This is a genomic window from Virgibacillus sp. FSP13, from assembly GCF_054048505.1.
Genome location: NZ_JBSVKG010000004.1, coordinates 66,934 through 92,770, shown reverse-complemented (window position 1 = coordinate 92,770; position 25,837 = coordinate 66,934). Strand labels below are relative to the sequence as shown.

Here is a 25,837-nt window from a genome sequence, read left to right as displayed (position 1 = left end):
GGGATGACATTAAATACAATGTCATCCCTTATTTTATCGATCTTACAATAACCTTCTGATTGATTTCCCTATATTAGGAAATTCAACCTTGCCATTTGTAAAAAATTCTTTTATTAAATATTGTCCATAACTTACAGCTTGATCATAAGTTATTTTTCCTGGTAATGGTGCTTGATCATCAATAGCAACATCAATAATTGCTGGCTTGTTCGACAGGAATGCCTGCTTCATCGTGCTGCTAAGTTCCTCTTGGCGTTCAACATGAAAACCATCACCACCACAGCTTTTGGCAAATTCGGCAAAATTCACTTCGCTTAAGTCTGTTTCATAATTAAGATTTCCCATTTCTTCTTGTTCGTATTTAATCATACCAATTTTACCGTTATTAAGCACAATGACTTTAATCGGCAAGTCATACTTTACAGCTGTAACAAAGTCATGCATAACCATCGAAAAACCACCATCTCCGCAAATACCAACAACTTGTTTGTTAGGATAAGCTACTTGTGCAGCAATAGCACCTGGAAGACCAGATCCCATCGTCGCCAAGCGTCCGGAAATAACAAATTTTTGGTTTACAAATGGAAAAAAGCGTGTCGTCCACACTGTTACATTTCCAACATCACTAGCAATAACAGCATCCTTCTCAACGACTTGCTCCAAAGCATACATGACTTGTGGCGCTTGAATAGGATGTGCTTCCGCTTTTTTCTCTTGCTGCATATAAATATGCCATTTCTTCATTTTTGTTTGTTGACAAGTTAGAAATGAATTATTATTTCTTTTTGAAATCATGGCAGTAAGCATCGGTAGTATATTCTTTGCATCCCCACAAAGACCCTCTGTTATTGGATAAAAATTACCGATTTTTTCAGGTTTAATGTCAATTTGGACAGCCTTTGCATTGTCAGGTAGAAATTCTCGATATGGAAAAGAAGTACCGATTAGGAGTAAAAGATCCGTATCCATCATTGCCTCATATGCCGGTTTCGTACCAATTTGTCCATGCTGACCAAGGTTCAATTCATGATAATCCGGTATTGTGCCTTTACCTAGTAGACTTAATACAATTGGAGCCTGAATTTGTTGGGCAAATGCTATTAGTTCATGCCGTGCATCCCTTGTACCCTTGCCTGCTAAGATAACTGGCTTCTTAGCATTATTCAGCAATTTAACTGCATTTGCAATTGCCGCTCGATCGGGAATAATAGCAGGTTTGGAATATGTTGGTGCAGTGATTGGTTGATCATATTTTTGTTTAACAGCAAATAGATCATCCGGAACAATTAAGACAGAAACACCACTATTTGCGTATGCTGTTCGGATTGCCATATTGAGTAAATCTGGCAATTGTTCCGCAGATTCAGCCTGTTCATTAAAAACAGCAACATCGTCAAATATTCGCTCTAAATTGACTTCCTGAAACGTACCTGTGCCCACTTTTGTACTTGATACTTGTCCAACAAGTGCTAATACTGGTGCACCATCTTGCTTAGCATCATATAAACCATTTAACAAATGAATAGCCCCTGGACCTGCTATCGATAAACAAACGCCAAGTTTCCCAGTCAATTTTGCGTAAGCGCTTGCTGCTAATGCCCCAACTTCTTCATGGCGAATTTGAATGAAGTTAATCTCTTCTTGCTTTTTCCGTAAATCATCAACTAATTCATTAATCGAATCACCTGGCATACCATAAATATGATTGATTTTCCACTCACTAAGTAAATCCGTAATTATTTCTCCTGTTCGTTTTTCAAACATGTCCTACATCCTTTCCGAAAAATATATCCGTTCTATACTCTATAACCTAGAATCCCATAATAAAAACCTGCATCAAATGGATACAGGTTTAAAAGCACTTGAATTATTCATCTACTACTAGGTGTTTTTCAAATCTTGATATATCTTTATCGGCACCAATGACAATAAGAACATCCTCGTTTCGGAGCAAATCCTCAGCACTCGGGGAAACATTAATGTCTTTACCTCGCTTAATTGCGACCACGTTACAACCATAATTAGCCCGGATGTCAAGATCAACAAGTGATTTGCCGCGCATTTTCTCTCCTACTTTAACCTCAACAATACTATGATCATCTGATAGCTCTAGGTAATCCAAAATATTGTTCGAAATGATATTATGGGCGATTCGTTTTCCCATGTCACGTTCGGGATGAACAACCTGATCGGCGCCAATTTTATTAAGAATTTTTTCATGGTAATCATTTTGCGCTTTGACCGTGATTTTCTTGATATTAAAATCCGTCAGCACAACGGTCGTTAAGATACTCGCCTGTATATTATCACCAATCGCTACAATAACATGATCAATGTTTTTTATCCCTAAGTCTTTTAGTGTTGCTTCATCTGTTGAGTCAGCGATAACAGCATGTGAAGCTATATTTTTAAATTCATTCACTTTGTCTTCATCAACATCGATCGCTAAAACTTCCATTCCTTCCATACTCAATTCCCGGCATATACTACCGCCAAACCGACCTAACCCGATTACAGCAAAATCACGTTTCATACTACTTCCCCCATCATCCGAATTCAATCTATAGTCTATCATACAATATGTCAGATTGGTATACGATTACTTTTTTCCTTTTACATAATCGGCATCAAATAAAAACATTTTCATGAGTAATAGTAATGATGGGATAAGTAAAAACAAGCCACCGATAAACGCAATGATAAGTGCAGTCCCCATTGATTCTTGCGTTGCATTTTCATAAATCGTAATAAACGGATCCAATAGATATGGTAAATGTCCCATCCCATACCCAAAAAATGCAAAGAAAAACTGTAACATAACCGCAATAAACGCAAGTCCATATCGTTTACCTTGAAAAATAAGCCACATCGCAATCATGAAAAAGCCAATTGATAAACCAAACATCCACCATAGATCAATCATATTTTGGTAATGTCTTTCATTGTGCTGACTTAAGGCGATAAACGTTGTTAAGCTTGCAATAATAGTTGGCACACTCCAAAACAATGCATATTTTTTCACCAATCTTAATGCAGGCTGATCATTAGCTCGTGCTGCATAAAACGTCAAAAATGTTGAACTAATAAACAGTACGGAAACAATTGCTAAAAAGACAACGCTCCATGAATAGGGACTAGTAAGAAGCTCATTCAATAGCAAAGATACTTCCCCATTTTTTTCTATAATAAAACCACCTTCAGATATCGTTAAAGCAATTGATAATGATGCCGGAATTAACAAACCCGTTGCACCATAAAGAAACATATAAACATCGCTCTTCTTTGATCCGTAATTTTCAAAGGCATAGAATGAACCACGAATCGCAAGCAGCACAATCGCAATACTTCCAGGCACAAGCAATGCACTACCATAATAATAGGCTGCATCCGGGAAAAATCCAACAAGTCCAACAAAGAAAAACACAAAGAACACATTGGTTACTTCCCAAACAGGCGATAAATAACGGGAAATTAACTGATTGATAATATGGTCCATTTTCGTTATTTTAGCGTAATAAGCAAAGAACCCTGCACCAAAATCGATGGAAGCGACAATCAGATATCCGTAAAGAAAAATCCATAGTACGGTTATACCAATGAGTTCATAACTCATGATTGATCATCCCCTTCTATACTTGGATAACGTTCCTCTAGTTCCTGTTCTACTGGATTGTTACGGAACATTTTTCGTAGTACAACGATACATAACACACCTAGTAAAATGTACAGCGCTAAGAATAAGAAGAACATAATATCAACATGTGGTGAAGTTGTGGCTGCATGCTCCACTTTCATATAACCGCGCAAAATCCATGGCTGTCTGCCCACTTCTGCGTAAATCCAGCCAAACTCTAAGGCAAGCATCGCTAACGGACCATTTGCTATAAGCAAGATAAGCAACCATTTTGCATGCTCATTCCATTTTTTGACCTTGGTGAAAATCAAATATATAAGGGATACGGCTAGTGCATACATACCAAGCATTACCATTAGATCAAACATATAGTGGACCCAATATGGTGCAATCTCATCTTCAGGAAATTGGTCCAAACCAGTAACCTCGCTATTAAAATCACCATGCGCTAGGAAACTTAATACCCCAGGCAAATGAATACCATTAATTACATCATTTTCATCATTCAAATACCCAAATAATATTAAATCAGCGCTTTTTTCTGTTTCAAAATGCCATTCAGCAACCGCTAATTTCTCGGGTTGATGTTCTGCTAAAAATTTAGCTGAGGCATCACCAGCAATGGCGGTTAAAACAGCAAATAAGAAAGTCGCCGTCACCGTTAATTTCAACGCCTTTTTATAATAAGCTGACGACTTCTTCCGTAAGATAATAAAAGCAGTAATTGCTGCAAGAACAGCCGCTGAAGTTAAATAAGATGAACTTAATACGTGAAACACTTTGGTTGGTGTTGCAGGATTAAGCATTGCTTGAATTGGATCGATTGATGTTACTTTCCCATTTTCCATAGTAAAGCCTGTGGGTGTATTCATAAAAGCATTGACAGTTGTAATAAACACAGCGGAAAAACTTGATCCAATCACAATAGGTATCGAAAGAAGCCAATGTGTGAGTGGTTTTTTAAAGCGATCCCATGTGTACAGGTATGCCCCCAAAAAAATGGCCTCAAAGAAAAAGGCAAATGTCTCTAGAAATAATGGTAAACTAATAACATTCCCTGCAACTTGCATAAAGTTTGGCCATAATAATGACAGTTGCAAACCAATTGCGGTACCTGTTACCACTCCGACAGCAACTGTTATAACAAAGCCTCTCGTCCACCTTCGTGCAAGCATCCGATAATGTGGGTCTTTTTTCTTTATCCCAATAAATTCCGCTATCGAAATCATCACAGGTACCCCTACACCAATTGTTGCAAAAATAATATGAAACCCAAGTGTCATTGCGGTAAGCATTCTACTCATTAAAACACTATCAAACTCCATTGTTGTCCCCCCTACTTGTTTATGCTCAGTAACGCACTATCTGGGCTTTAAATAGAGCCATCAACATGTTAAAGCATCGAAAAAGACTAAAACTGCAAATGACTGTTAGACTATATTTTCACTGTACCCATAGTATAAACCCTTAACACTTGAAAACAGCCCCTTTTTCATGACAGTTGTGTGACATCTCCGTCTTAACATAAAAGCAGTCTCTTCCACATTAGAAGAGACTGCCTGAACCCTACATTGCATCGAGCATTTGAAACTGTGACTTTACTAAATCAAAATATTCGCCTTTATATTCCATTAATTGTTGGTGGTTGCCGTGTTCTAAAATTTTCCCATGTTGTAATACAAAAATTTCATCAGAATCCCGAATTGTTGACAAACGGTGGGCAATAATTATCGCTGTTCTCCCTTTCAAGAGTCTGCGTAAAGCAGATTGAATCTTAACCTCTGTCTCTGTATCAATACTTGCTGTTGCTTCATCTAGAATTAAAATCCTTGGATCAGCAAGCAATGCCCTTGCAAATGATAATAGTTGCCGTTCCCCTGCTGACAAAATATTTCCCCGTTCTTCTACCTCTGTTTCATAACCGTTGGCCAACCGTTGGATAAATTCATCCGCCCCAACGACTTTAGCAGCTTCAATCACCTCATGATCTGAAGCATCAGGGCGACCAAAGCGGATATTTTCCTTAATCGTTCCAGAAAAAATAAACGTATCTTGTAATACAACACTGATTTGTTGACGCAAACTATCTAGTCTGACATCGCGTAAATCGTGTCCATCAATTCGGACCGTCCCTTTTGTCGGATCATAAAATCTACTAATTAAGTTGGCAATGGTTGATTTACCACTTCCAGTATGGCCAACAAGTGCAATCGTTTCACCATCTTTAATATCAAGTGACACTTCATGCAATGCAATCCGTTCTTCATCATAGGAAAACTGAACTTGGTCAAATTGAATATGGCCCTTCATACCAGTAAATTCATATGCATTCACTTTGTCTTCTACATTTGGTTGTTCATCTAAGAACTCAAAAATTCTTTCCGATGAAGCCATTGCCATCAATAGCTGATTATACATTTGTCCCAGTCTCGAAATCGGCTCCCAAAACATTCCTAGGAAAAAAGCGAATGTGACAAAATCACCGACTTCAATTCCTCCATTTGCGGGACCCTGCAAAATTAAATAGGCACCATATGTGATTAAGATAATCGTTCCAATTGCATTACTCAAATCAACAAACGGACGAAATAAAGCACTTTTCTTAGTTGCCACTCGCCAGCTCTCAAAGTTGTCAGAATTAATACCATCAAAGAATTCGGCATTTTCTTTTTCCTGAGAAAACGATTGGGTAATCCGAATGCCCTGAATACTTTCATTCAGATGTGAATTCAATCTTGATTGCTGAATACGTGTATTTTGCCATGCTTTACGAATAGTCCGTCGTAATTTAGTTGAGATATAAAACATGATTGGGATAATAACCATGATTGCTAGTGCTAACTTCGGACTTAACACGAGCAAAATAACTACTATTCCCCCTAAGGTAACAACGTCCATTAACAAGTTAATAATCCCATTCGTAAATAGTTCTTGCAGAGAATTAATATCGTTCATAATCCGAACAAGTATCGATCCAGCTGATCTTGAATCAAAAAAACGATGGGATAAACGCTGAACATGGGAAAATAAATGTTTCCTCAAGTCAAAAATAACGTTCTGTCCTAAAATATTGACCCATTTTATGCGAAATATGTTCCCGAGATAATTAAGTAAATAAAGTACGCCAATTCCGATAACAAGATACGTTAACATTGTTGTATCTTTATTTTTAACCGCAATGTCTATGGCGACCTTACCGATTAGTATTGGTACAGCTAGCCTTACTGCAGTAGACACTAACATCGCGATGATTGCGCCAGGCAAATACGTTTTCGCATATGGTTTTAAATAAACGAGAAGACGCCATAACTGCTTCCAATTGAAAGGTTTTTCGACTGCATGATCAACCGTATAATGGAATCGCTTCAAATGGCGATTCTTCTGTAATGTTTTTTGTTGAGTCATTTTTCTCCCCCCCTATGAATGGACCGTACTCATAATTTCTTCACGATCCTGATACTGAATATCATAGATACGTTGATATGGCCCTTGATTATTAACGAGGATATCATGTACCCCACGCTCAACAATCTTTCCATCCTCCAGTACCAAAATTTCATCCGCATGTTTCAATGAGGAAATCCGGTGCGCAATGATAAAAGTTGTTCTTCCATGCATAACCTCTTTTAATGCCTTTTGAATTTTGAACTCTGTTTCCATGTCAACGGCAGATGTTGCATCATCTAAGACTAATATACTTGGATTAATACAGATTGCCCGTGCAATTGCGATCCGTTGTTTTTGACCGCCTGATAACCCCATACCTCGTTCGCCTAGCATCGTATCATAGCCATTTGGCATCTCCATAATAAATTCATGTGCTTGTGCCCGTTTTGCTGCATCAATAATTCTTTCTTCGCTAATGTCAGGATTGCCATACGCAATATTTTCTCGAATACTTGTGGAAAACAAAAATGATTCCTGCAAAACAAAGCCAATGTGTTTCCGCAATGCTTTTAATTTATAGTCTGTTATAGGTTTTTCATCAATCAAAATTTCTCCTTCTTCAGGTTCATAAAAGCGGGTTATCAGTTGTGTAATGCTTGTTTTTCCTGAACCGGTCGCCCCAATTAACCCAATTACCTTTCCTGGTGGTGCATCAAAGTTAATATTCGTTAAAGCTGTGTCATCGTTTCCTGTATAAGTTAATGTAACATCACGAAACGTAACATGACCTTTAATTGTCGTATTAATTGCATTTTCTTGTTCCACAATATCTTCTCTTGCCTCAAGAATTTCGAGCAATCGTTCACCAGAAGCCTTTGATTGAGAAAATAAATTAATGACAAATCCTAAGTTCATTAGTGGTCCTAAGATGTACCAGACAAGACTAAAGAATGCTACAAGTTCCCCAACCATCACTTTTTCAGTTATCACGAGATATCCACCAAATGCCAATAACGCTACAGCACAAACATTGCCAATGAACTCCATTAACGGGAAAAACTTCGCCCAAATTTCTGACGTTTTTAAATAGTTTTGTCGATAATTATCATTGCTGGATGAAAACCTACCAATTTCAAAATCTTCCCTTGATAATGATTTCACTGTGTTCATACCGCTGATATTTTCTTGTACTCTTGTGTTTAAGCGACCAAATGATTTTCGTATTCCTTTAAAAGCAGGATGTGCACGTTTCTCAAATTGGAAAACAACAACAGCCAAAAACGGCATTGCTCCCATTGTTACGAGTGCAAGCGGAACAGAGTAATAAAACATCACCGCCAAACTAAAAATGATTAACAGTGCGATGCGAAGAAGTTCTGCAAATCCTACTGATAGGAAAAAGCGGAACCCTTCCACGTCTGCAGTCAATCGTGACATTAAATCACCTGTTTTTGCATTATCATAGTACGTAAATGACAACACCTGCAGCTTTTCATATAATGCTTCCCTAACTTTATAAACAGATGTAATTCCAAATAATTCTCCTAAATATTGATGAAAAAAAGTTGCAAATCCTTTTACAATCATTACAACCAAAAAAGCAATTGCTAAATACGGTATTAAAGATAAGCGATCCTTCAATACAACCTCATCAATTGTCTTTTGCAGTATGATTGGATACACAACCGTTATCGCCGTAACAAACAGTAAAAAGAATAGCGATGTGAAAAAATATTTTTTAAAAGGCCAATAAAATTGCTTTAGCTTTTTAAATGTATCCAATTTTCTCCCCCCTCTTGATGTACTTTTCATAATTACTAATATAACGGGTTACGAAATAAATTGCTACTCTTTTTACTTAATTTTTATATTTTTTTTAAAATAGAAAATGTATAAAATAGTAAACCCATTAAAAGGGCAACGTTTATATAGAATTAAACGCACCAACTGGGCTTCTAAGCTAATCAAAAAGACACCTACTGTTGAATAGCAGGTGTCTTTTGCAAATCCTTATTTTTTTTCTGTTTTTCCCAATACACGGTTCACACGTTTACGTAGCATTTTCATACCGCCACCACCGGCTTGGAAATGTCTTAATTGTCCTTCTTCATCAAAAACATAGTAAGCAGGTACGTATTGATTATCAAATGCATCTGTTAAATTATGTTGATTATCTACAAATATTGTTTGCGTAATATCATGTTCATCAGCAACTTCTTTAATTTGATCAAGATCTAAATCTTTTTCAGAACGAGGCATATGAACAGCAATAACATTCAACTCATCTTTATATTCATCTCTAAATTCATTTACTTTTGGCATTGCTTCCTTACAAAGTCCACAACTTACCGACCAAAAATGAATTAATGTAGGTTTGTTACCAATTAGATCGCTTTTTTCAATTGGTTCACCGTTAAACCATTTTGTGGCGCCCTCTAGTTCCGGCATTTGATCTTTTAATTTCATTTTTCTTCCTCCTTCATCACTTACAACTTCACTAGCAAAAAGAAGCTAACCCACAAAATCTATCGTATTAGGGAATTATGAGTCAGCTCCTCTTCACTATTTATATGTCAATTCGTTTTACAATGTTTCCTGGCCAGGTTTCCAGTTTGCTGGGCACATGCCGCCAGTTTGAAGTGCTTGTAATACGCGCAATGTTTCATCAACATCACGGCCAATGTTATTATCAAAAACAGTTTGATATTTCAATTCACCTTCAGGATCGATAATGAACAATCCACGAAGTGCAACACCCTCTTCATCAATTAAAACACCATAATCCTTTGAAACTGCATGGTTATGGTCTGCTGCTAATGGATAATTGATATCACCTAAACCATTATCCTCACGAGATGTGTTAATCCATGCTTTATGTGTATGAATAGTATCAGTTGAAACACCAATTACTTCTGCATCCAAGTCTTCAAAGTCTTCATAGCGATCAGACATTGCAGTGATTTCTGTTGGACATACAAATGTAAAGTCCATTGGATAGAAGAAAAGAACTGTCCATTTATCTTCTTTCATAATCTCTTCTAAGTTTACTTTACCAAATTCTTTATTAGGCATTACTGCTTCCATTTCAAAACGCGGTGCTTGTTTTCCTACCATACGTTCTGCCATATATAATCCCTCCAACTAAAATAAAAATTTAATTTACATTACAAATTATAGACACCTTCCTATTTTAAGTCAATATTAATTAATAATTGATATAAAAAAGGCTGAGTACTTGTCATATATTTGACACATCACTTCACTATCATTCACAAATATTATTTATTTTAGTCACAAAATGAAAAGATATGTCATGTAATGGAAGTTTCATCAAATTGATTCAACAATTAATACCGTAACACTAGTAGAATATTATGTCCATTAATTGAGAATCGAATTGATTTATTGTTTAACAAATGAAAAATAGGGTAATTATTGATTAGAGTTACTTACTTCGTTAAAATAGTAACATTGATTTTGTGATTAGATATTGAAAGGAGTTCGGACTACATATGAAAATTTTTGAAGATGGTTTAAATTTTGATATCAGCGGGATTTTAAGTCTCATTGTACCCATTGGAATTAAAATTATCTTACTAATTATCGCATTTATCATTTTTGTCCCAATTGGAAAAAGAATAATTACAAAAACACTTCAGAAAGCAGGTAAAAACGAAAAACTATCACCTAGTCGCGTAAAAACATTGGAGAAATTATTAGTAAATGTCTTCAGTTACGTAATGATTTTTGTATTTATTGTGATGTTGTTTGCCATTTTCGCAATTCCGATTGGACCACTACTTGCCGGTGCAGGTATTATTGGATTAGCAATCGGCTTTGGTGCACAGGGTCTTGTGAGCGACATTGTTACCGGATTTTTCATCCTATTGGAACGGCAGATTGAAATAGATGATTATGTAACTACAGCCGGTTATGATGGAATCGTAGAAGAAGTAGGATTACGAACAACAAAAATTCGTAGTTTTGATGGAACATTAAATTTTATACCTAACCGAGAAATAATCGGTGTTGCAAATCATTCCCGTGGAAATATGCGGGCACTCGTTGATCTCACTGTAAAATATGATGAGAATATCAATGAAGCAATCACCATTTTAGAAAAAGTTTGCGAGGAATTCCAGTCAGACGAGCGATTTAAGGAAGGTCCTAACGTCTTAGGTGTCCAAAGTCTTGGAACGAATGACCTCGTACTAAGGGTTGTTGGACAAACCGAAAACGGATTACAATGGGCTTGTGAACGGGACATGCGCAAACGAATCAAAGGAGAATTTGACCAGGCAAATTTACAGATCCCATTTCCACAACAAGTATTTATTCAAGAAAATAAATAAGAAAACACCCAGCTCTATTTTCTTGAGCTGGGCTTCTTTATGATTATTCAAGGCTTAATTTTTGTTCAACCATCTGGCAAATATCTTCCGCATTATAACCTCGTGCATCAATAACAGGACCTGCAATGCTTGTAGTAGACATTCCCATTACATTCTCATCCTGACCTGTGATAACACAACAGTCACAATAAGCAACATCGTCATTCGATTTTAAGTCTACTACTTCATGTCCCATTTCCATTAGTGCCTCTTTTACATCTGTTAATGATTGTTCAACGCCAATACGCGCCATAACTAGTGCCTCCTCTACATGGAAAAAATATTCTTTCGTAGTTTTTCCAAAAACGAAAAAGCTATACTTCTGTTAGAGCCAATCTGCTACATGTTTTCACAACCGATTGTACTTAGCATCGAGCTGGCGATCTATCTCAAACCCTTGTAGCATCAGCTATTCATCCTTTTTCTTCGGCATAAAAAAGAGCAATAACAAACTAATGATCGCCAACAGAAGTAATCCCGTGTATACGATATGTAAACCAGTAGTTAAACCTGCTTGTAAAATTGTATTTGTTTTTTCAGAAAATGAATTATTTTGACCATGTTCTAACAAATTGTTGGCTGCATCTACTGAAATATGATCTGATAATCCTTTCTTTTCAATATATGATTTTATTTGACCATTTAATAAACCACCTAGAAATGCTGCTCCTAAGGCACTGCCGAGTGTACGCATAAACATGTTGGCTGCAGTTGCAATACCACGTGTTTCCCAGCCAACTGTACTTTGTATTCCTACAATAAACGATGTACTCGTTAAACCCATACCAACTCCAATGAAAAATGAACCTGTTCCAGCCCAAATAGGGCCTTTATCTGGGGATAACAGGAAAAACAGAGTGCCACCAACTACTAAAGAAACACCACCAATTATAGATGTATTCCGGTACCCAATCACTAATAAAAGTCTTCCAGCTATTGTGGAGGCAATTGGCCAGCCTATTGACATCGTCGTCAGCGTAAATCCTGCAACAGTCGCGGATTCCCCCATCACCCCCTGGACAAAAGCTGGTAAATAACTGGAAACTCCTATCAGGATCATCCCCGTAGTAAGTGACGTCAAATTAGCCACACTAATGATGCGAAATTTCCATATTTTAAATGGCATCATTGGATCAACTGCTTGTCTTTCCTGAAAAACAAACAACAAAAACCCGATAGCGGAAATGCCAATTAAACCATACATTGTGGGAGAATTCCATGCAATGTTAATTCCGCCTTCAACTAAGATAAACATCAGTGAACTAACAGCGATTACAATCCAAACAGATCCAGCATAATCAATTGATCGTTTTTGTTTTTCCATATCTTCTTGCAAAAAGTAAATAATACCGAACATCGCGAGTAAGCCAAGTGGAATGTTCATCAAAAAAACAAATCGCCAGCTTAAGACGTCAACAAAAAAGCCGCCTAACAGTGGACCAGTAACAGCAGATATTCCCCAAACGCTAGATAAATAACCCTGTATTTTTGCTCGCTCCTCTTTGTTGTAAATGTCTCCAACAATCGTTGTCGCAATCGGCATTAACGCTCCAGCACCAAACCCCTGAATAAATCTAGCAACAATTAACATCACCATTGATGTACTGAACCCAGAAAGAGTTGAGCCAGTTAAAAAAATAACAACACCAATAACAAAAATTGGCTTCCGGCCAAATATATCGGATAATTTGCCAAAGATTAATACAGTGGCAGCATTTGTTAATAAATACGCTGAAAATACCCAGCTATATAAAGAAAATCCTCCTAGATCTGCAACGATACTTGGCATAGCAGTTGCAACAATTGTTGCCTCAATCGCTGCTAAAAACATTCCTAACATAACAGATGCTAAAATAAATGGTCGTTTAAGATTTTTAGTTTTCCCATTCTGGTGTCCCATTCTAATCCCAGCTTTACAACAATTCTAAAGAAAATATATTAGTCCCAAGTCTTTAATCAGCCTGTATTAAATGCAAAAAAATCAAACTATCCCAAGCGAACTTTGGTTTACCTAATGGTATGGTAGTAAATATACATTGTAAACCCGTCTCACCTTCAAGCAAAACGGGCTTTACTAAGCTATTTTCTTGTATATAAATCACGTTTCAATTGTTTAAGGATCGCTCGTCTTGTGACAATACCGTCAAAGAAACCTTCATTATCTGAAACACAGACAAACGGATAATTAATTACTGTATTTAAACCATCAATAAAGCTTTTTTCCTTCGTTAAACGCGGAATGTCAACATTCATCACTTCATGCACCTGCATATCAGAAAGCTTTTCAAATTCAAACCGTTCCAGCCCTAAAATTTGATTTAATATAATTGTTTTGCCTACAGTACCGACTAGTTTATAATCAATATCTAAAACAGGTACTGCTGAATAACCTGATTTTACTAACACCAACAGTGCGTGTTCTAAAGGATTATTTACTTGCACATGTGCTACTTTTTCAGAAGGAATCATTACGTCACCAATAACAATATCAGTCAATAATTTATCTTGTGTAGTACTCATACATAAACACTCCTTTACATGATAAAAAATAAGGAGAAAACTTTTTATCGACAACCTCATTTTACCATAATTTACGTGTAGAAACATGTTTAACCTTACTTAGATAACCATTTTATAAAAGCTGCATAACGTAGTATAATAATAAAAAGGTCATAAACAGACAGATTGGAGAACAATTCATGACTACGCACACATATACGAAACAGGAAGAAATTGCCCATGCTGTTACACATGGTATCGGGGTATTATTAAGCATTGCAGGGTTAGTATTATTAATCGTAAACGCATCATTAAATGGCAGTCCATGGCAAATCGTATCCGTAACTATTTTTGGTGTTACAATGCTGTTCATGTATGCAACATCAACGATTGTCCATAGTTTGCCTGATGGAAAATGGAAGGACATTTTTCAAATATTTGATCATTCATCCATTTATTTATTCATTGCTGGAACATATACACCACTTTTGCTTGTTCATCTTAGAAGTGAAATAGGCTGGATTTTATTTGGAACGGTTTGGGGAATCGCCATATTAGGAATTATATTTAAAATATTTTTCGTAAAAAAATTCCTTGTTTTATCAACGTTATTTTACATTTTAATGGGATGGCTAATCGTGCTTGTTTGGGGGCCGCTTACCGCTATCATGGATGAAAACGGGATTCTTTTGTTAATTGTAGGAGGTTTATTCTATACTGTTGGAGCAATTTTCTACGTGTGGCGCAGTTTTCCTTATCACCATGCAGTATGGCATCTTTTCGTCATTGCTGGATCTGCCTTTCATTTCTTCTCAATATTTTATTACGTAATTTAGAAAAAAGCGTGTTACTATCGCCTAGATAACACGCTTTTTTTATTTCACACTCCCCTTGTAAGCGTTTTATCTCTTACTAACTATCTTATTGCTTTTGGATTGAAAAGTCAAAAGTTAACAGATAATTTTAATGAATAAGACAAAGGTATTTTCTATATAAACTCCCGTCTTTTCCATGCTATAATAAAGTATTATAATGCTTTTTTATGAAAGAAAGGTTTGACCCCTTATGAATAGAAGATCGTTTTTGAAAAAGATAATTGGCAGTACACTAGCATTACTCGGAATAGGCGGTGGAACGTACTATTATGCGCGTGATGTTGAACCACGGATGCTTCAAATAAACGAAGAGATAATTTCTTCTACAAAAATCCCAAACACTTTCAGCAACTTCAAAATTGTCCAGTTTTCCGATACACATGTCGGGTTTCACTATTCACTCGAACAACTAAAAGAACTAGTCGAAAAAATAAACAAACAGAAACCTGATTTAATTGTCTTTACTGGTGATCTTGTTGATAAACCGGATACATACAAGTGGAATAATAAACTTACTGAAATACTTCGTTCATTAACGGCTACACATGGTAAGTATTGGATTTATGGCAACCATGATCACGGTGGATATGGTACAAATATTGTCAAAAAAACAATGGATCAGGCCAACTTTCAACTATTGAAAAATCAACATGTCACAATCAAAAAAGACAATCATGAAATTATCCTAGCAGGTCTTGATGATCTCATGCTTGGAAAACCCGATCTAAAGAAAACATTAAAACAATCAAATCCTAATCAATTTACCATTTTACTTGCTCATGAACCGGATTTTGCAGACACAACAGCTAATTTCCCTGTTGATGTACAACTTTCTGGTCACAGTCATGGCGGACAAGTTCGATTTCCTTTTATTGGTCACCTATACACACCAGCATATGCTGAAAAATATGTCCAAGGAAAATACTTGCTCAATAATAAAAACCTAACATTGTATGTTAGCAGAGGAATTGGTACAACAAGACTGCCGTATCGCTTTTTATGTAAACCAGAATTTCATACATTTACTCTAAGAAATTCAGCTGGATCTACTTAATACATGCTCCCTTTTCAAATCGTTGCATATACTACCAGAGAGATGTTTAGGAAAGGGAGATTTCATTGAACTATCCGGTTAGCCATGTTAATCAAAACCAGTACAGGTATCCAGCACAACCAGATACGGAGAACCGAGCTTTTCCCGTCTTGCCCTTTCTAACTGGTCTGGCTTTTGGACCATTCTTATATGGGGCACTACATCCTGGTGGCTATTATTATCCATATCCGTATCCACCTCCGTACCAACCGTACCCGTATGGATATGGGTACAATCCATATTTATATAAAGGCTACTATTAAACTAAAAGGTTTGATCTAGAAAAAGGATCAAACCTTTTTTAGTGAAAATTTCGTAACACTTTATCCATAGTTTTTTACATAAAAACATGCTACACTAAATACGATTTCGTTAACATGGAGGCTATACATATGCTGAGAAAATTAAAATTAATAGTGCCATTTGCCTTATTCATAATTATTCTAAGTGCTTGTGGAGAGGAATATGAGGGTGATTTTTCTTATAAAGTAAAGGATTTTACATTTACGGACCAAACTGGCGAAAAGATTAGTAAAGACGATTTCGCAGGTTCGTTCTGGGTAGCAGATTTTGTGTTCACAAATTGTGAAACTGTCTGTCCACCAATGACTTCCAATATGGTTCGATTACAAAATCAGTTAAACGATGCTGGTCTTGACGATGTACAGTTAGCTTCCTTCAGTGTTGATCCAAAAAGGGACACCCCTGAGGCACTGACAGAGTTTGCCAAATCGCGTGGTGCGACAAACCTAGATAATTGGCATCTATTTACAGGATACGATTTTGATACGATCAAAGAATTTTCCATTAAATCATTTAAATCTGCCTTAGAAAAAGTTCCTGATTCAGACCAATTCATGCATGCAACTAGTTTTTACCTTGTATCACCCGAAGGAAATGCAATTAAACGATATGATGGAAGAAAGCCTGGCGATATGAAGAAAATCGTTCAGGATATAAAAGATATGCAATAGTTTTTAACGGAGCTGTATACTTACTGCTCCGTTTTATTTTTTTAGACAATTCGTTCTTGAAAATGGACAGGCTTTCCTGTACGATAAAGACAAGCTATGAAAGGAGGGAAAATAATGGATGATAAATCAATTCCATTAGGTGAGCTTGCTAAAGCAATTTACACGATAAACCGTCATGCCAAAACTGCTCCAGAACCACAACATTTATATTTTATCAAGAAAGAGACGATTAAACGTTTGTTAAAAGAAAAACAAGCTATAAAAATCGGACTCCACTTTTCCGATCACCCAAAATTCAGTAACCAGCACTCAACACTGCTTGTGAAAGTGGACAATTACTATTTTCATATACCCCCGGAAAAGCAAGACTTCAAAGAACTTGAACATTTAGGTGAACTTGATCAAGATTTTCGAAACCCACGAACGAAAATGTCATTATCACAAGCAAAAAAAGTAATCTATCGTTATATCGATTGGAAACCCAGAAATGAGTCAAAGCCAATGCGAAGAAAACAGTATACCTCTTCCTATTATACCCCATCATCTCTCGGGAAAATGGAATGGCCACCTAAAAAAACGTATCGTCATTTTTAAAAACTAGCTCTTTGTAGGAGGGTCAAGCGCATGTACATAAAAAGAACGTGCGCTTTTTAATGTTTTAAAACTTTTAACATGAGGAATGAACAAATAAAGGGAGGTTTTTAAATGACGACAGAGCTAAAGGATTTTTTGTATGAGTTAAAAAACTACGCTGATCAAACTCATATATTAAAAGATAAATACGAAAAACTGCCAGACAATGAACAGAAGTTAGTGATGCAACATACACCAGACGCCCATTTATCGCCACTCACACAAGATAAACTCGTTTTTCGTTGGTTAGGGTCCATGCAAAGCGGACTTAGTAATAACGAGAAATAATAAAGCCTACCAGCGTGTGAACAAATGGTTCATGCGCTCTTTTTATTCCCCTTTTTAAAAACTCCATGAAAGATCCGTAGTAAAAATAAAACACCGCCAAATACCGCTAAACTTTGAAGTGCAATTTTTACCAATTGATGGATGCCAAATGCGAACATACATAATAAAACAATCAAACTGGTAATAAGATAACTCAATATTTTTGTAGATTGTAATGTGACAAACCAATGAATGATTGGATGTAAAATATAATAACCAACAAAAATAACGATGAAAAATAAAATGAAATAAAACTGATCTTTTGTTAACCCAAGTGAAATGAGCTGGTTTATATGAATCCAATCGAAAGTTGTATATAACATCCCCATAAGTCCTTTCTACTTTTATAAATCAGTTTTAACGAACAAACACAGCGTTATACCTTTTATATTAAAAAAATACAGATTATTTGCTATAATTAATGAGCAATTTTATTTTAGGTTGAAGCGTGTTCAAAAAGGAGGATAAAAAGGACCGCGTCGACTAAAACCGCTGGCGTCCTGCCAGCAACGCCGACACTAGCACGTCCTGTGCGTCGAAAGTTCAAGGCGGCGTGGCTTTGAGTACCGGAACGGGCTTCCATAGGATGTGGTGACTTCTGCGTTGCCCACAGGACGTGGGCGGTTTTAGCAGAAGTTCCTTAGCCCGTGAGGAACGGTGAGTCTTGCCAACGAAGAAATTCGATGTGTCATTTTTACCGGACTTTTTGAACAACCTCTTGAAGGGAGAATGCCGTTTGAATAAAGCATTTATTTACATTATCTTCGGGGCTGCACTTTGGGGGACAATTGGCTGGTATGTCAAACATTTATACACATACGGTTTCACACCAATGGAAGTAGTCACATTACGCGTATGGTCAACGGCAATCATCCTTTTTCTCTACATGATAATTAAAGCACCAAGGAAGTTAAAATTACAATCCATTTATGACCTTAAATACTTTATTGGCACGGGCATTTTAAGTATCATTTTTTTCAATTACTGTATGTTCACAGCTATCGATTTATCAACTATACCTGTTGCGACAGCATTACTTTATACTGCGCCTGCTTTTGTATCCATTTTGTCATTCCTATTATTTAAAGAGCCTTTTACAAGGGTAAAACTGATTGCATTATTCATTACACTATTGGGTACATGTTTTGTTGTCGGGTTAATCCCAATAAGTGTTGCTTCTTTAAAATTAAGTAGCTTGTTATTTGGAGTTGGATCAGGTATCGGATATGCCTTATATAGCATTTTCAGTAAGTTCGCTTTAAAGAAATACACAAGCTTAAGTATAACCACCTATACATTTTTAATTGCAAGCATCACATTGTTACCATTTTTTCCATACAGTGAGAAGTTTCACTTATTACTTCAACCATCCGTATTGCTCTATGCATTTGGTTTAGGCTTCCTACCGACTGCAATAGCTTATATTATTTATACATATGGATTGAATCAAACAGAAGCATCTAAAGCATCGATTTTAACAACCATTGAACCTGTTGTAGCTACATTAATTGGTGTATTTATATTTCATGAGGCGTTCACGTTTTTTCAGATGATTGGTATGGCATGTATTCTTGGTGCCGTCATATTAATTCAGGTATATACTAAACCAAACAAGACCAGAGTAAAGGCATAGATATTCTCGGCTTTTTCTGCGGTTTTGCAACAAGATGAATAAAGATTTTCCATTTATGATAGAAAGAAAACAGGCTGTTCCTTAAGTTTGACACCCTATTCCACAGTACGGGAGTAACTTTAAGGAACAGCCTGTTTTTAACGTTTTTTAATCAAATTATGTTATCATTGAGTAATCGTTTTTGTTTAGCTGAAACTAGCTTTACTTGCTTTTTCTCTAAACGTTTTTCAATCTGATTTAAACTTTTTTCATCTTGCATCAGCTCTTGTCTATTTTGCTTTACTAGCTGTTCAAAAGTCTGTATTTTGGGACGCATATGTTACACTCCTTTATCCTTGTTATATATAGTATACCCTATTTGTCGCAATATTAATCGAAATTATTTGAAAATTATTTGAACATTTTGTGAAGAAATATGGCTACGATTTGTCATTACGTTTCGATAGCAATTTTCTCTAACACGAGAAAAAACAATTATGGCTTGTCAAAATCATACGCTATGACTAGTTTTCAAATTGGCTATGCTCTTGCATTTCAATAGCTGTATAACACATGCTGAAAGTCCGTATCCTACGCCTCATTCTTAGTCAATATGCCACATTTAAAGCGCGTTAACATTGGTATAAACGACTCACAAGACATGCGAGCTCAATATCGAAAAAGACGTAATCATGTTTATGAGAAATTAAGCTTGATAGGGCGATCTGCTTTTTCTAATAACGATAAGCTCTTTTGAGTTAGGAATTCATTAGTCCGGCAAGGGAAAGTTACTTCAGTACCAGGGGATTTCATTTATACTTAGGTGAAGGATACATGTGGCTTTCTTTACGCTTATGATTGTCTAATGCCCTCTTGCTACCGGCACAAATATAATTGCAATCATTTTGTAACGTGTTATCCATTACTATAATTTAACTTTCTCAATTTGCTTTTGCTGCTCATATAAATTTAAAAGTTTATCCAATTCTTGACTGATCGTTATTGATTCTAAGCTAGTAAATCCTTTTTGGAAGGCAATCTCAGTCATTTGGTTTCGTAAAAATTCAATTTGTTCTAACAGTTTGTCTGTATTACACATTTTAGCTTGTCCGTACCTCCTTTAGAATAGACCAACTTCTTAACTTTAGCATAGTTAAGCAAATATTGACAAGTCTAACTATCCTTTTTGATATTTATTTCTCGTCTCTTTTGGAGCGTTATGTTAACATTGATTATGGATGTGCAACGTAGAAAGGATGTTTCTATTGGCCGAAACCAAAAAGAAAAATGAATGGATAGAATGGGGTAAAGCCATTTTTATTGCAATTTTACTTGCTTTCTTTTTAAAAACATTTGTGTTTGCTACTTCCATTGTCGAAGGAGAAAGCATGGTACCTACTCTGGAAGACGGCGAGCGCGTCATTTTTAATAAATTTGTTTATTTATTTGACGAGCCTGAACGCGGAGATATCGTCATTATTCAACGTCCCATTAAAAATTATGTGAAACGGGTCATTGCATTACCAGGTGAAACTATAGAAATGCAAGGTCACCAACTATATATTGATGGTCAAAAATATAACAAAACATTTGTTAGTGAGGATGCAATTAATCATACTGGCAACTTCGGACCAGTTCAAGTACCGGAAAATAATTATTTTGTGATGGGTGATAATCGCGCAATAAGTAAAGATAGTCGAAATGGATTGGGATTTATTAATGAAGATAATATCATCGGCAGGTCAGAAATTATCATCTATCCATTTGATAAATGGTCAATGACTAGATGAATTTAAGAAGAGCGTGCGTACAAGAAGGTTACAGAACCGTAAAGTGCGAGAAGCGTTTGTCTTATCATAGTTTTTGAACATCTTAAAGGGGGCAGACAAAATAAACTTGTCTTGCCCTTTAAAAATGTTATTACTCATTATCAAAAATGCAGTATCCAATATTAAGTAGTACGAGTACGAGGCAAATAATTCCAAATACTGTTTCCCACATGAGCATGTACCCCCTCTATGTATTTTACAATAGCAAAACGTTTTTAACCAATTAACTTTTGTTTACAACACCTTTCATTATTATATCATATCAATTTTCCAAAATGAAATAAACATATTTATTATCCCATCTGATGAAAACGTCTATACATTTTACGAATCCCTACATAGAATAACTGTAAACGCCCTAGGAGGTGAAATGATATGTCATACGGATTTGGCGGCGGCTGCGGCTGCGGCGGTGGCTACGGTTATGGTGGCGCCGGCTATGGTGGCTACGGCGGCGGAAGCAATTTTGCGCTAATTGTAGTGCTTTTCATTCTTTTAATCATTGTAGGGACAGCATTTTATTGCTAACTAACAATTTCTGCTTGTGCTATTCTATTAGCACAAGCGTTTTGTTAGTTTACATATTTCCCAAGCCTATACATCCATGCTCTTACGCTTACTGGAGGATGGTATTTTTAGTTCTTCTCGATATTTTGCAACGGTTCTTCTTGAAATCTTAATCCCTTTTTTTGCTTTTAAATAATCTGCTATTTTTTGATCGGAAAGTGGCTTCTGTTTATTTTCCTTGTCAACAAAATCCTTCAGCAGCAATTTGACTTTCGCCTGTGAAGTTGCATCACCATTATCTGTCGTCAGTTTTGTAGCAAACAGCAAGCGAATGTCAAAGGATCCTTTAGGTGTCTGAATCACTTTATTGGTTGTGGCCCTACTAACTGTTGATTCATGCATATTAATTTCATCAGCAACTTCCTTTAATGTTAAAGGTTGAAGGTCGGCAAGTCCGTTACTGAAAAAATGACGTTGCTTTTTCAACAGAACACGGACGATCTTTAAAATAGTTGACCGACGCTGTTCAATACTATTCAATAGCCACTGGTATTTTCTGTAATGATCATGCATATATTTCGACACCTCATTCTTCTCCTTTAAAAATTCGGTGTAGTGGCTGTTTAAACCAATTTCAGGTAAATAACTGTCATTCAGATATGCAACAAAATTATCTCCTTTACTTTCTACAATAATATCCGGATTTAAATAATCTGCCTTACTATTTGATATATCTGTGCATGGACTTGGATCAAGACATTGAATTTTATCATAAATTTCCTTCACCTTCGCCAGTGGTATATCAAGCTGTTTCGTAATCTCCTTCCATTTTTTATCCGCTAAAAATTGTAAATGATCTTTAATTACACATGCTAGTAAACAGTCTTTAGGGAAATATGCTGTTGCCTGTAGGAGTAAACATTCTTGCAGATCTCTTGCACCAACGCCCACTGGTTCCAATTGTTGAAGTTGGGTAATACCTTTGTTAATTTCTGCTTCATTGAAAGATGTCTCATTTGCAATAACCTCAGTACTTAATGGCAAATACCCATTATCATCTAAACTCAATATCAAAAAATGTAACAGCTTCTTCTCCTTTTCTGTAATTGGAAGAAATTGTTTTTGTTCAAGTAGGTTTTCCCGCATACCCATTTCATTACTTTTGATAAAATCAAATGGGTCAAATGAGGTATGTCCTGTTTTAGTCGTACGGTTTGTTTTATTATAGGGAGCATAGGGAACATTTTCTTTCAACTCGATTAACGGATTTTCTAATTGCTGCTCCTGAATAAACTGATATAATTCATATGTTGAATACTGTAATAGCTGGATCGCCTGCCTTAGTTCGGTCGTCATTACAAGATTCAACGTTTGCCTTTGTTGAAGTATAAGTTCCAATTTGGTCCCTCCTTACAATAACCATTTATTTGTATCCGCTTACATACTAGTATAATACGAAACGAGTAAAAAATCGATGGGATAATGAATTTTTAAAATTTATTTTATTAATTGCTTGAGGATTAAAAAATAACCGTCCCTTTTTAAAAAGAACGGTTATTGTATATCTTCTTCTATTGTAAATTAACCCAAACACTTTTCACTTCCGTATAGTTGTCCAACGCGTATGTCCCCATTTCACGACCAATACCTGACTGTTTGTACCCACCAAATGCAGCAGCAGGATTTTCTTGATTATAGTCGTTAATCCAAACGGTTCCAGCTTTTAAGCGATGTGCTACTTGGTGACCAGTCTTAATATTTTCTGTCCATACACCTGCAGCTAAACCATACAAACTATCATTTGCTCGTCTGACAACTTCTTCTGTCGTATCAAATGGAAAGACGGTTACAACTGGTCCAAAAATTTCTTCTCTCGCAATTGTCATATCATCCTCAACATCTGCAAACACGGTCGGCTTGACAAAATAACCTTTATTAAAAGCTTTTTCCCCGCCAGCAACAAGTCGAGCTCCTTCTTCTTTTCCTTTTTCAATATAATGTAAGACACGGTCATACTGTTCTTTTGAAACAAGTGGCCCCATATCCGTTTCTGGATCCAGTCCATTACCTAGCTTCACTGCTTCCGCACGTTTTGCTAGTTCCTCAACCACTCGTTCATAATGTTTGCGGTGAACAAATACACGGGATCCTGCACTACAGTTTTGTCCGTGATTGTACATAATACCGTCAAATGCACCTTCAATTGCCTTGTCAACATTGGCATCCTCTAAAATAATATTAGGTGATTTTCCACCAAGCTCAAGTGTTACATGTTTGACCGTATCAGCTGCTTTTCGCATAATCTCTTTCCCAACAGTGGTTGATCCTGTAAAAGCAATTTTGTCAATATCTTGATGGTCGACAATGGCACCACCAGCAGATTCACCAAAACCTGGCACAAAATTGACCACTCCGTCTGGGAATCCCGCATCCTTGAATAATGTAGCTGCATACAACAAAGAAAGTGGTGTTTGTTCAGCCGGTTTTAACACGATTGTACAACCAGTAGCCAACGCTGCCCCTAATTTCCAAGAAGCCATTGACAGCGGAAAATTCCATGGGATAATCTGACCGATCACACCAACTGGTTCATGTCTTGTATAATTCAAATAATCATGAAAAATAGGAACGGTCTGGCCAAGAACTTTTGTTGCCCAACCTGCATAATAACGGAAATGCTCAGCAGTGCCATCAATATCATCTTCTAAAGCAACCGAATATTGCTTCCCATTATCCAAGGCTTCTAATTGTGCAAGCTCTTCTCTGTTCTGTTCAATTAAATCAGCCAGTTTGTAAATCAAGTGAGAACGCTCTGCTGTACTCAATTTAGGCCATTCGCCATCCTCAAATGCTTTTCGTGCAGCTTTTACCGCTTTATCAACATCCTCTTCTTGTGCCTCACTCACCTGAGCAAGCACTTCTTCTGTAGCTGGATTATACACATCAAATTTTTTACCGCTAATTGCTGGAACAAATTCACCATTAATATATAGTTCTTTTTTCCCCTCTAAAAAATGCTTTACCTTTGGCTTCAACGTAGTTTCTAATGTAATCATGCTTATTCCTCCCATTACTTATTTAGTTCCATTAAGCAGGGTATTGCTTTAATGACTATTGTCTAACTGTCTGCTAATTTCTCTCTAGAATCGATACAATGAACGGTTCTTATCCGGTGACAAGCAGGTTATTTAAAATTTCCTGGAGTTTTTGATCCTCTTCTTCTGTCAATGGAAGACGTGGTTTACGTGACGGTCCACCTGCTAACCCTTGTAAATCCATTGCCCTTTTCACGATTTGTACATACTTTCCAGTTCCCTCGATAAAGTTGCACAATGGAAGCAATCTATCATATAGTTCCCATGCAACGTCAAGCCTGCCTTCTTGAACACTATTGAATAAATCAGTAGCCAACCGAGGTGCTATGTTTCCTGCTACGGAAATCCATCCAGTTGCACCTACTAGAAATGACTCCAAGGCCAAATCATCCGATCCACAGAATGTTTTTAAAAAGCCTTCTCCTTGTCTTGTAATATCGCGAACTTTTTGGATTTTTCCACTTGATTCCTTAATATGTGTAATATTTTTTACATCGCGCGCAACGTTCAAGATTGTTTCTGTACCAATATCAACTCCCGATGTGAACGGATTGTTGTAAATCATTACTGGGAAAGTTACCGATTCCGCAACGCTTTTAAAATGTTCATAAATCTCATGATCTTTCGGATGCGCATAATACGAATTAATTAGTAATGCTGCATCAGCACCAACATCCTCAGCATGTTTCGTATACTCCACCGCATCTGCCGTTGTTTCTGCAGCAGTACCAACGATAAGTGGAATACGTCCTTTTACTTGTTCTACTGCTACTTGTGCTACATTAAACTTTTCTTCCTTCGTTAAACTAACAAACTCCCCTGTACTTCCATTTACAACGATTCCTGCGACATTCTCACTAATAAAATGCTCGATATTCTGCTTTAATCCATTATAATTAACAGCACCATCTTGATTCATTGGCGTAATAAGAACTGGAAATGCTCCCTCTAATTTTTTCATGTAAAATTCCTCCCTAGATT

The 25,837-nt window shown here is 36.5% G+C and carries 27 protein-coding genes; 10 read left to right on the top strand and 17 right to left on the bottom strand.

Features of this window, described 5'->3' with window-relative positions:
* Window positions 1-42: 42 nt before the first annotated feature.
* From ACW2QC_RS05475 to ACW2QC_RS05440, 8 genes are all read right to left on the bottom strand, one after another.
* The gene (locus tag ACW2QC_RS05475) at window positions 43-1,764 is read right to left on the bottom strand and encodes a pyruvate oxidase (protein WP_457542975.1); all 1,722 of its coding nucleotides are present in this window, start codon (window positions 1,762-1,764) and stop codon (window positions 43-45) included.
* A 103-nt stretch (window positions 1,765-1,867) separates the two neighbouring features.
* On the bottom strand, window positions 1,868-2,533 hold the full coding sequence (locus ACW2QC_RS05470) for a potassium channel family protein (protein WP_106497771.1): 666 nt from the start codon (window positions 2,531-2,533) through the stop codon (window positions 1,868-1,870).
* 66 nt (window positions 2,534-2,599) lie between these two features.
* Window positions 2,600-3,613, bottom strand: a complete 1,014-nt coding sequence (locus ACW2QC_RS05465; RefSeq protein ID WP_457542974.1) for a cytochrome d ubiquinol oxidase subunit II — start codon at window positions 3,611-3,613, stop codon at window positions 2,600-2,602.
* Window positions 3,610-4,959, bottom strand: a complete 1,350-nt coding sequence (locus tag ACW2QC_RS05460) for a cytochrome ubiquinol oxidase subunit I (RefSeq protein WP_457542973.1) — start codon at window positions 4,957-4,959, stop codon at window positions 3,610-3,612. The genes ACW2QC_RS05465 and ACW2QC_RS05460 overlap by 4 nt, the downstream gene beginning before the upstream one ends.
* A 241-nt stretch (window positions 4,960-5,200) precedes the next feature.
* Window positions 5,201-7,039 carry an ABC transporter ATP-binding protein gene (locus ACW2QC_RS05455; protein ID WP_457542972.1) on the bottom strand — a complete coding sequence of 613 codons (1,839 nt, stop codon included), beginning with the start codon at window positions 7,037-7,039 and terminating at the stop codon, window positions 5,201-5,203.
* A 12-nt stretch (window positions 7,040-7,051) separates the two neighbouring features.
* Window positions 7,052-8,803, bottom strand: a complete 1,752-nt coding sequence (locus ACW2QC_RS05450; RefSeq protein WP_457542971.1) for an ABC transporter ATP-binding protein — start codon at window positions 8,801-8,803, stop codon at window positions 7,052-7,054.
* A gap of 228 nt (window positions 8,804-9,031) precedes the next feature.
* Window positions 9,032-9,487, bottom strand: coding sequence for a TlpA family protein disulfide reductase (locus ACW2QC_RS05445; protein WP_457542970.1), 456 nt, complete (start codon window positions 9,485-9,487; stop codon window positions 9,032-9,034).
* 117 nt (window positions 9,488-9,604) lie between these two features.
* Window positions 9,605-10,147: a peroxiredoxin gene (locus ACW2QC_RS05440; RefSeq protein ID WP_457542969.1), complete on the bottom strand. Its 543-nt coding sequence runs from the start codon at window positions 10,145-10,147 to the stop codon at window positions 9,605-9,607.
* Window positions 10,148-10,533: 386 nt separating this feature from the next.
* On the opposite strand from ACW2QC_RS05440, the gene ACW2QC_RS05435 reads away from it, so the two are divergent.
* Window positions 10,534-11,373 (top strand): mechanosensitive ion channel family protein, encoded by an 840-nt coding sequence (locus ACW2QC_RS05435; protein ID WP_457542968.1) that lies wholly within the window; start codon window positions 10,534-10,536, stop codon window positions 11,371-11,373.
* A 43-nt stretch (window positions 11,374-11,416) separates the two neighbouring features.
* Here the strand turns inward: ACW2QC_RS05435 and ACW2QC_RS05430 are convergent, their stop codons facing one another.
* From ACW2QC_RS05430 to cbpB, 3 genes are all read right to left on the bottom strand, one after another.
* Window positions 11,417-11,665, bottom strand: coding sequence for a YkuS family protein (locus tag ACW2QC_RS05430; RefSeq protein ID WP_457542967.1), 249 nt, complete (start codon window positions 11,663-11,665; stop codon window positions 11,417-11,419).
* Window positions 11,666-11,821: 156 nt separating this feature from the next.
* A complete protein-coding gene (locus ACW2QC_RS05425; protein ID WP_457542966.1) occupies window positions 11,822-13,312 on the bottom strand; it encodes an MDR family MFS transporter in 1,491 nt (496 codons plus the stop codon).
* A 179-nt stretch (window positions 13,313-13,491) separates the two neighbouring features.
* The gene (gene cbpB, locus ACW2QC_RS05420; RefSeq protein ID WP_457542965.1) at window positions 13,492-13,932 is read right to left on the bottom strand and encodes a cyclic-di-AMP-binding protein CbpB; all 441 of its coding nucleotides are present in this window, start codon (window positions 13,930-13,932) and stop codon (window positions 13,492-13,494) included.
* Window positions 13,933-14,111: 179 nt separating this feature from the next.
* Here cbpB and trhA point away from each other — a divergent pair, with 179 nt between their 5' ends.
* From trhA to ACW2QC_RS05390, 6 genes are all read left to right on the top strand, one after another.
* Entirely contained in the window at window positions 14,112-14,747 is a 636-nt protein-coding gene (gene trhA, locus ACW2QC_RS05415) for a PAQR family membrane homeostasis protein TrhA (RefSeq protein WP_457542964.1), read from the top strand.
* 229 nt (window positions 14,748-14,976) lie between these two features.
* Window positions 14,977-15,840, top strand: a complete 864-nt coding sequence (locus tag ACW2QC_RS05410) for a metallophosphoesterase (protein ID WP_457542963.1) — start codon at window positions 14,977-14,979, stop codon at window positions 15,838-15,840.
* A gap of 65 nt (window positions 15,841-15,905) precedes the next feature.
* On the top strand, window positions 15,906-16,142 hold the full coding sequence (locus ACW2QC_RS05405; protein WP_457542962.1) for a hypothetical protein: 237 nt from the start codon (window positions 15,906-15,908) through the stop codon (window positions 16,140-16,142).
* A gap of 129 nt (window positions 16,143-16,271) precedes the next feature.
* Window positions 16,272-16,853, top strand: coding sequence for an SCO family protein (locus tag ACW2QC_RS05400; RefSeq protein WP_457542961.1), 582 nt, complete (start codon window positions 16,272-16,274; stop codon window positions 16,851-16,853).
* A gap of 114 nt (window positions 16,854-16,967) precedes the next feature.
* Complete coding sequence (locus tag ACW2QC_RS05395) at window positions 16,968-17,447, top strand: YkyB family protein (protein ID WP_457542960.1); 480 nt, start codon at window positions 16,968-16,970, stop codon at window positions 17,445-17,447.
* 111 nt (window positions 17,448-17,558) lie between these two features.
* Window positions 17,559-17,774, top strand: coding sequence for a hypothetical protein (locus tag ACW2QC_RS05390; protein ID WP_457542959.1), 216 nt, complete (start codon window positions 17,559-17,561; stop codon window positions 17,772-17,774).
* Window positions 17,775-17,803: 29 nt separating this feature from the next.
* Here the strand turns inward: ACW2QC_RS05390 and ACW2QC_RS05385 are convergent, their stop codons facing one another.
* Window positions 17,804-18,136: a hypothetical protein gene (locus ACW2QC_RS05385; RefSeq protein ID WP_457542958.1), complete on the bottom strand. Its 333-nt coding sequence runs from the start codon at window positions 18,134-18,136 to the stop codon at window positions 17,804-17,806.
* A gap of 413 nt (window positions 18,137-18,549) precedes the next feature.
* Between ACW2QC_RS05385 and ACW2QC_RS05380 the strand changes: the two genes are divergently transcribed.
* On the top strand, window positions 18,550-19,446 hold the full coding sequence (locus ACW2QC_RS05380; protein WP_457542957.1) for a DMT family transporter: 897 nt from the start codon (window positions 18,550-18,552) through the stop codon (window positions 19,444-19,446).
* Between the two features lie 151 nt (window positions 19,447-19,597).
* On the opposite strand, the gene ACW2QC_RS05375 is transcribed toward ACW2QC_RS05380, so the two are convergent.
* Together ACW2QC_RS05375 and ACW2QC_RS05370 are read right to left on the bottom strand one after the other, a co-directional pair.
* Window positions 19,598-19,762 (bottom strand): FbpB family small basic protein, encoded by a 165-nt coding sequence (locus ACW2QC_RS05375; RefSeq protein WP_457542956.1) that lies wholly within the window; start codon window positions 19,760-19,762, stop codon window positions 19,598-19,600.
* A 588-nt stretch (window positions 19,763-20,350) separates the two neighbouring features.
* Window positions 20,351-20,524 (bottom strand): Spo0E family sporulation regulatory protein-aspartic acid phosphatase, encoded by a 174-nt coding sequence (locus tag ACW2QC_RS05370; protein ID WP_457542955.1) that lies wholly within the window; start codon window positions 20,522-20,524, stop codon window positions 20,351-20,353.
* Between the two features lie 166 nt (window positions 20,525-20,690).
* Here ACW2QC_RS05370 and lepB point away from each other — a divergent pair, with 166 nt between their 5' ends.
* Together lepB and ACW2QC_RS05360 are read left to right on the top strand one after the other, a co-directional pair.
* Window positions 20,691-21,215, top strand: a complete 525-nt coding sequence (lepB, locus tag ACW2QC_RS05365; RefSeq protein WP_457542954.1) for a signal peptidase I — start codon at window positions 20,691-20,693, stop codon at window positions 21,213-21,215.
* 414 nt (window positions 21,216-21,629) lie between these two features.
* On the top strand, window positions 21,630-21,782 hold the full coding sequence (locus ACW2QC_RS05360) for a YjcZ family sporulation protein (RefSeq protein WP_106497793.1): 153 nt from the start codon (window positions 21,630-21,632) through the stop codon (window positions 21,780-21,782).
* A gap of 66 nt (window positions 21,783-21,848) precedes the next feature.
* Here ACW2QC_RS05360 and rpoN read toward each other — a convergent pair whose 3' ends face one another.
* From rpoN to dapA, 3 genes are all read right to left on the bottom strand, one after another.
* The gene (gene rpoN, locus ACW2QC_RS05355; protein WP_457542953.1) at window positions 21,849-23,159 is read right to left on the bottom strand and encodes an RNA polymerase factor sigma-54; all 1,311 of its coding nucleotides are present in this window, start codon (window positions 23,157-23,159) and stop codon (window positions 21,849-21,851) included.
* A 173-nt stretch (window positions 23,160-23,332) separates the two neighbouring features.
* Complete coding sequence (locus ACW2QC_RS05350; RefSeq protein ID WP_457542952.1) at window positions 23,333-24,817, bottom strand: aldehyde dehydrogenase family protein; 1,485 nt, start codon at window positions 24,815-24,817, stop codon at window positions 23,333-23,335.
* A gap of 109 nt (window positions 24,818-24,926) precedes the next feature.
* The gene (dapA, locus tag ACW2QC_RS05345; RefSeq protein WP_457542951.1) at window positions 24,927-25,817 is read right to left on the bottom strand and encodes a 4-hydroxy-tetrahydrodipicolinate synthase; all 891 of its coding nucleotides are present in this window, start codon (window positions 25,815-25,817) and stop codon (window positions 24,927-24,929) included.
* Window positions 25,818-25,837: the final 20 nt, after the last annotated feature.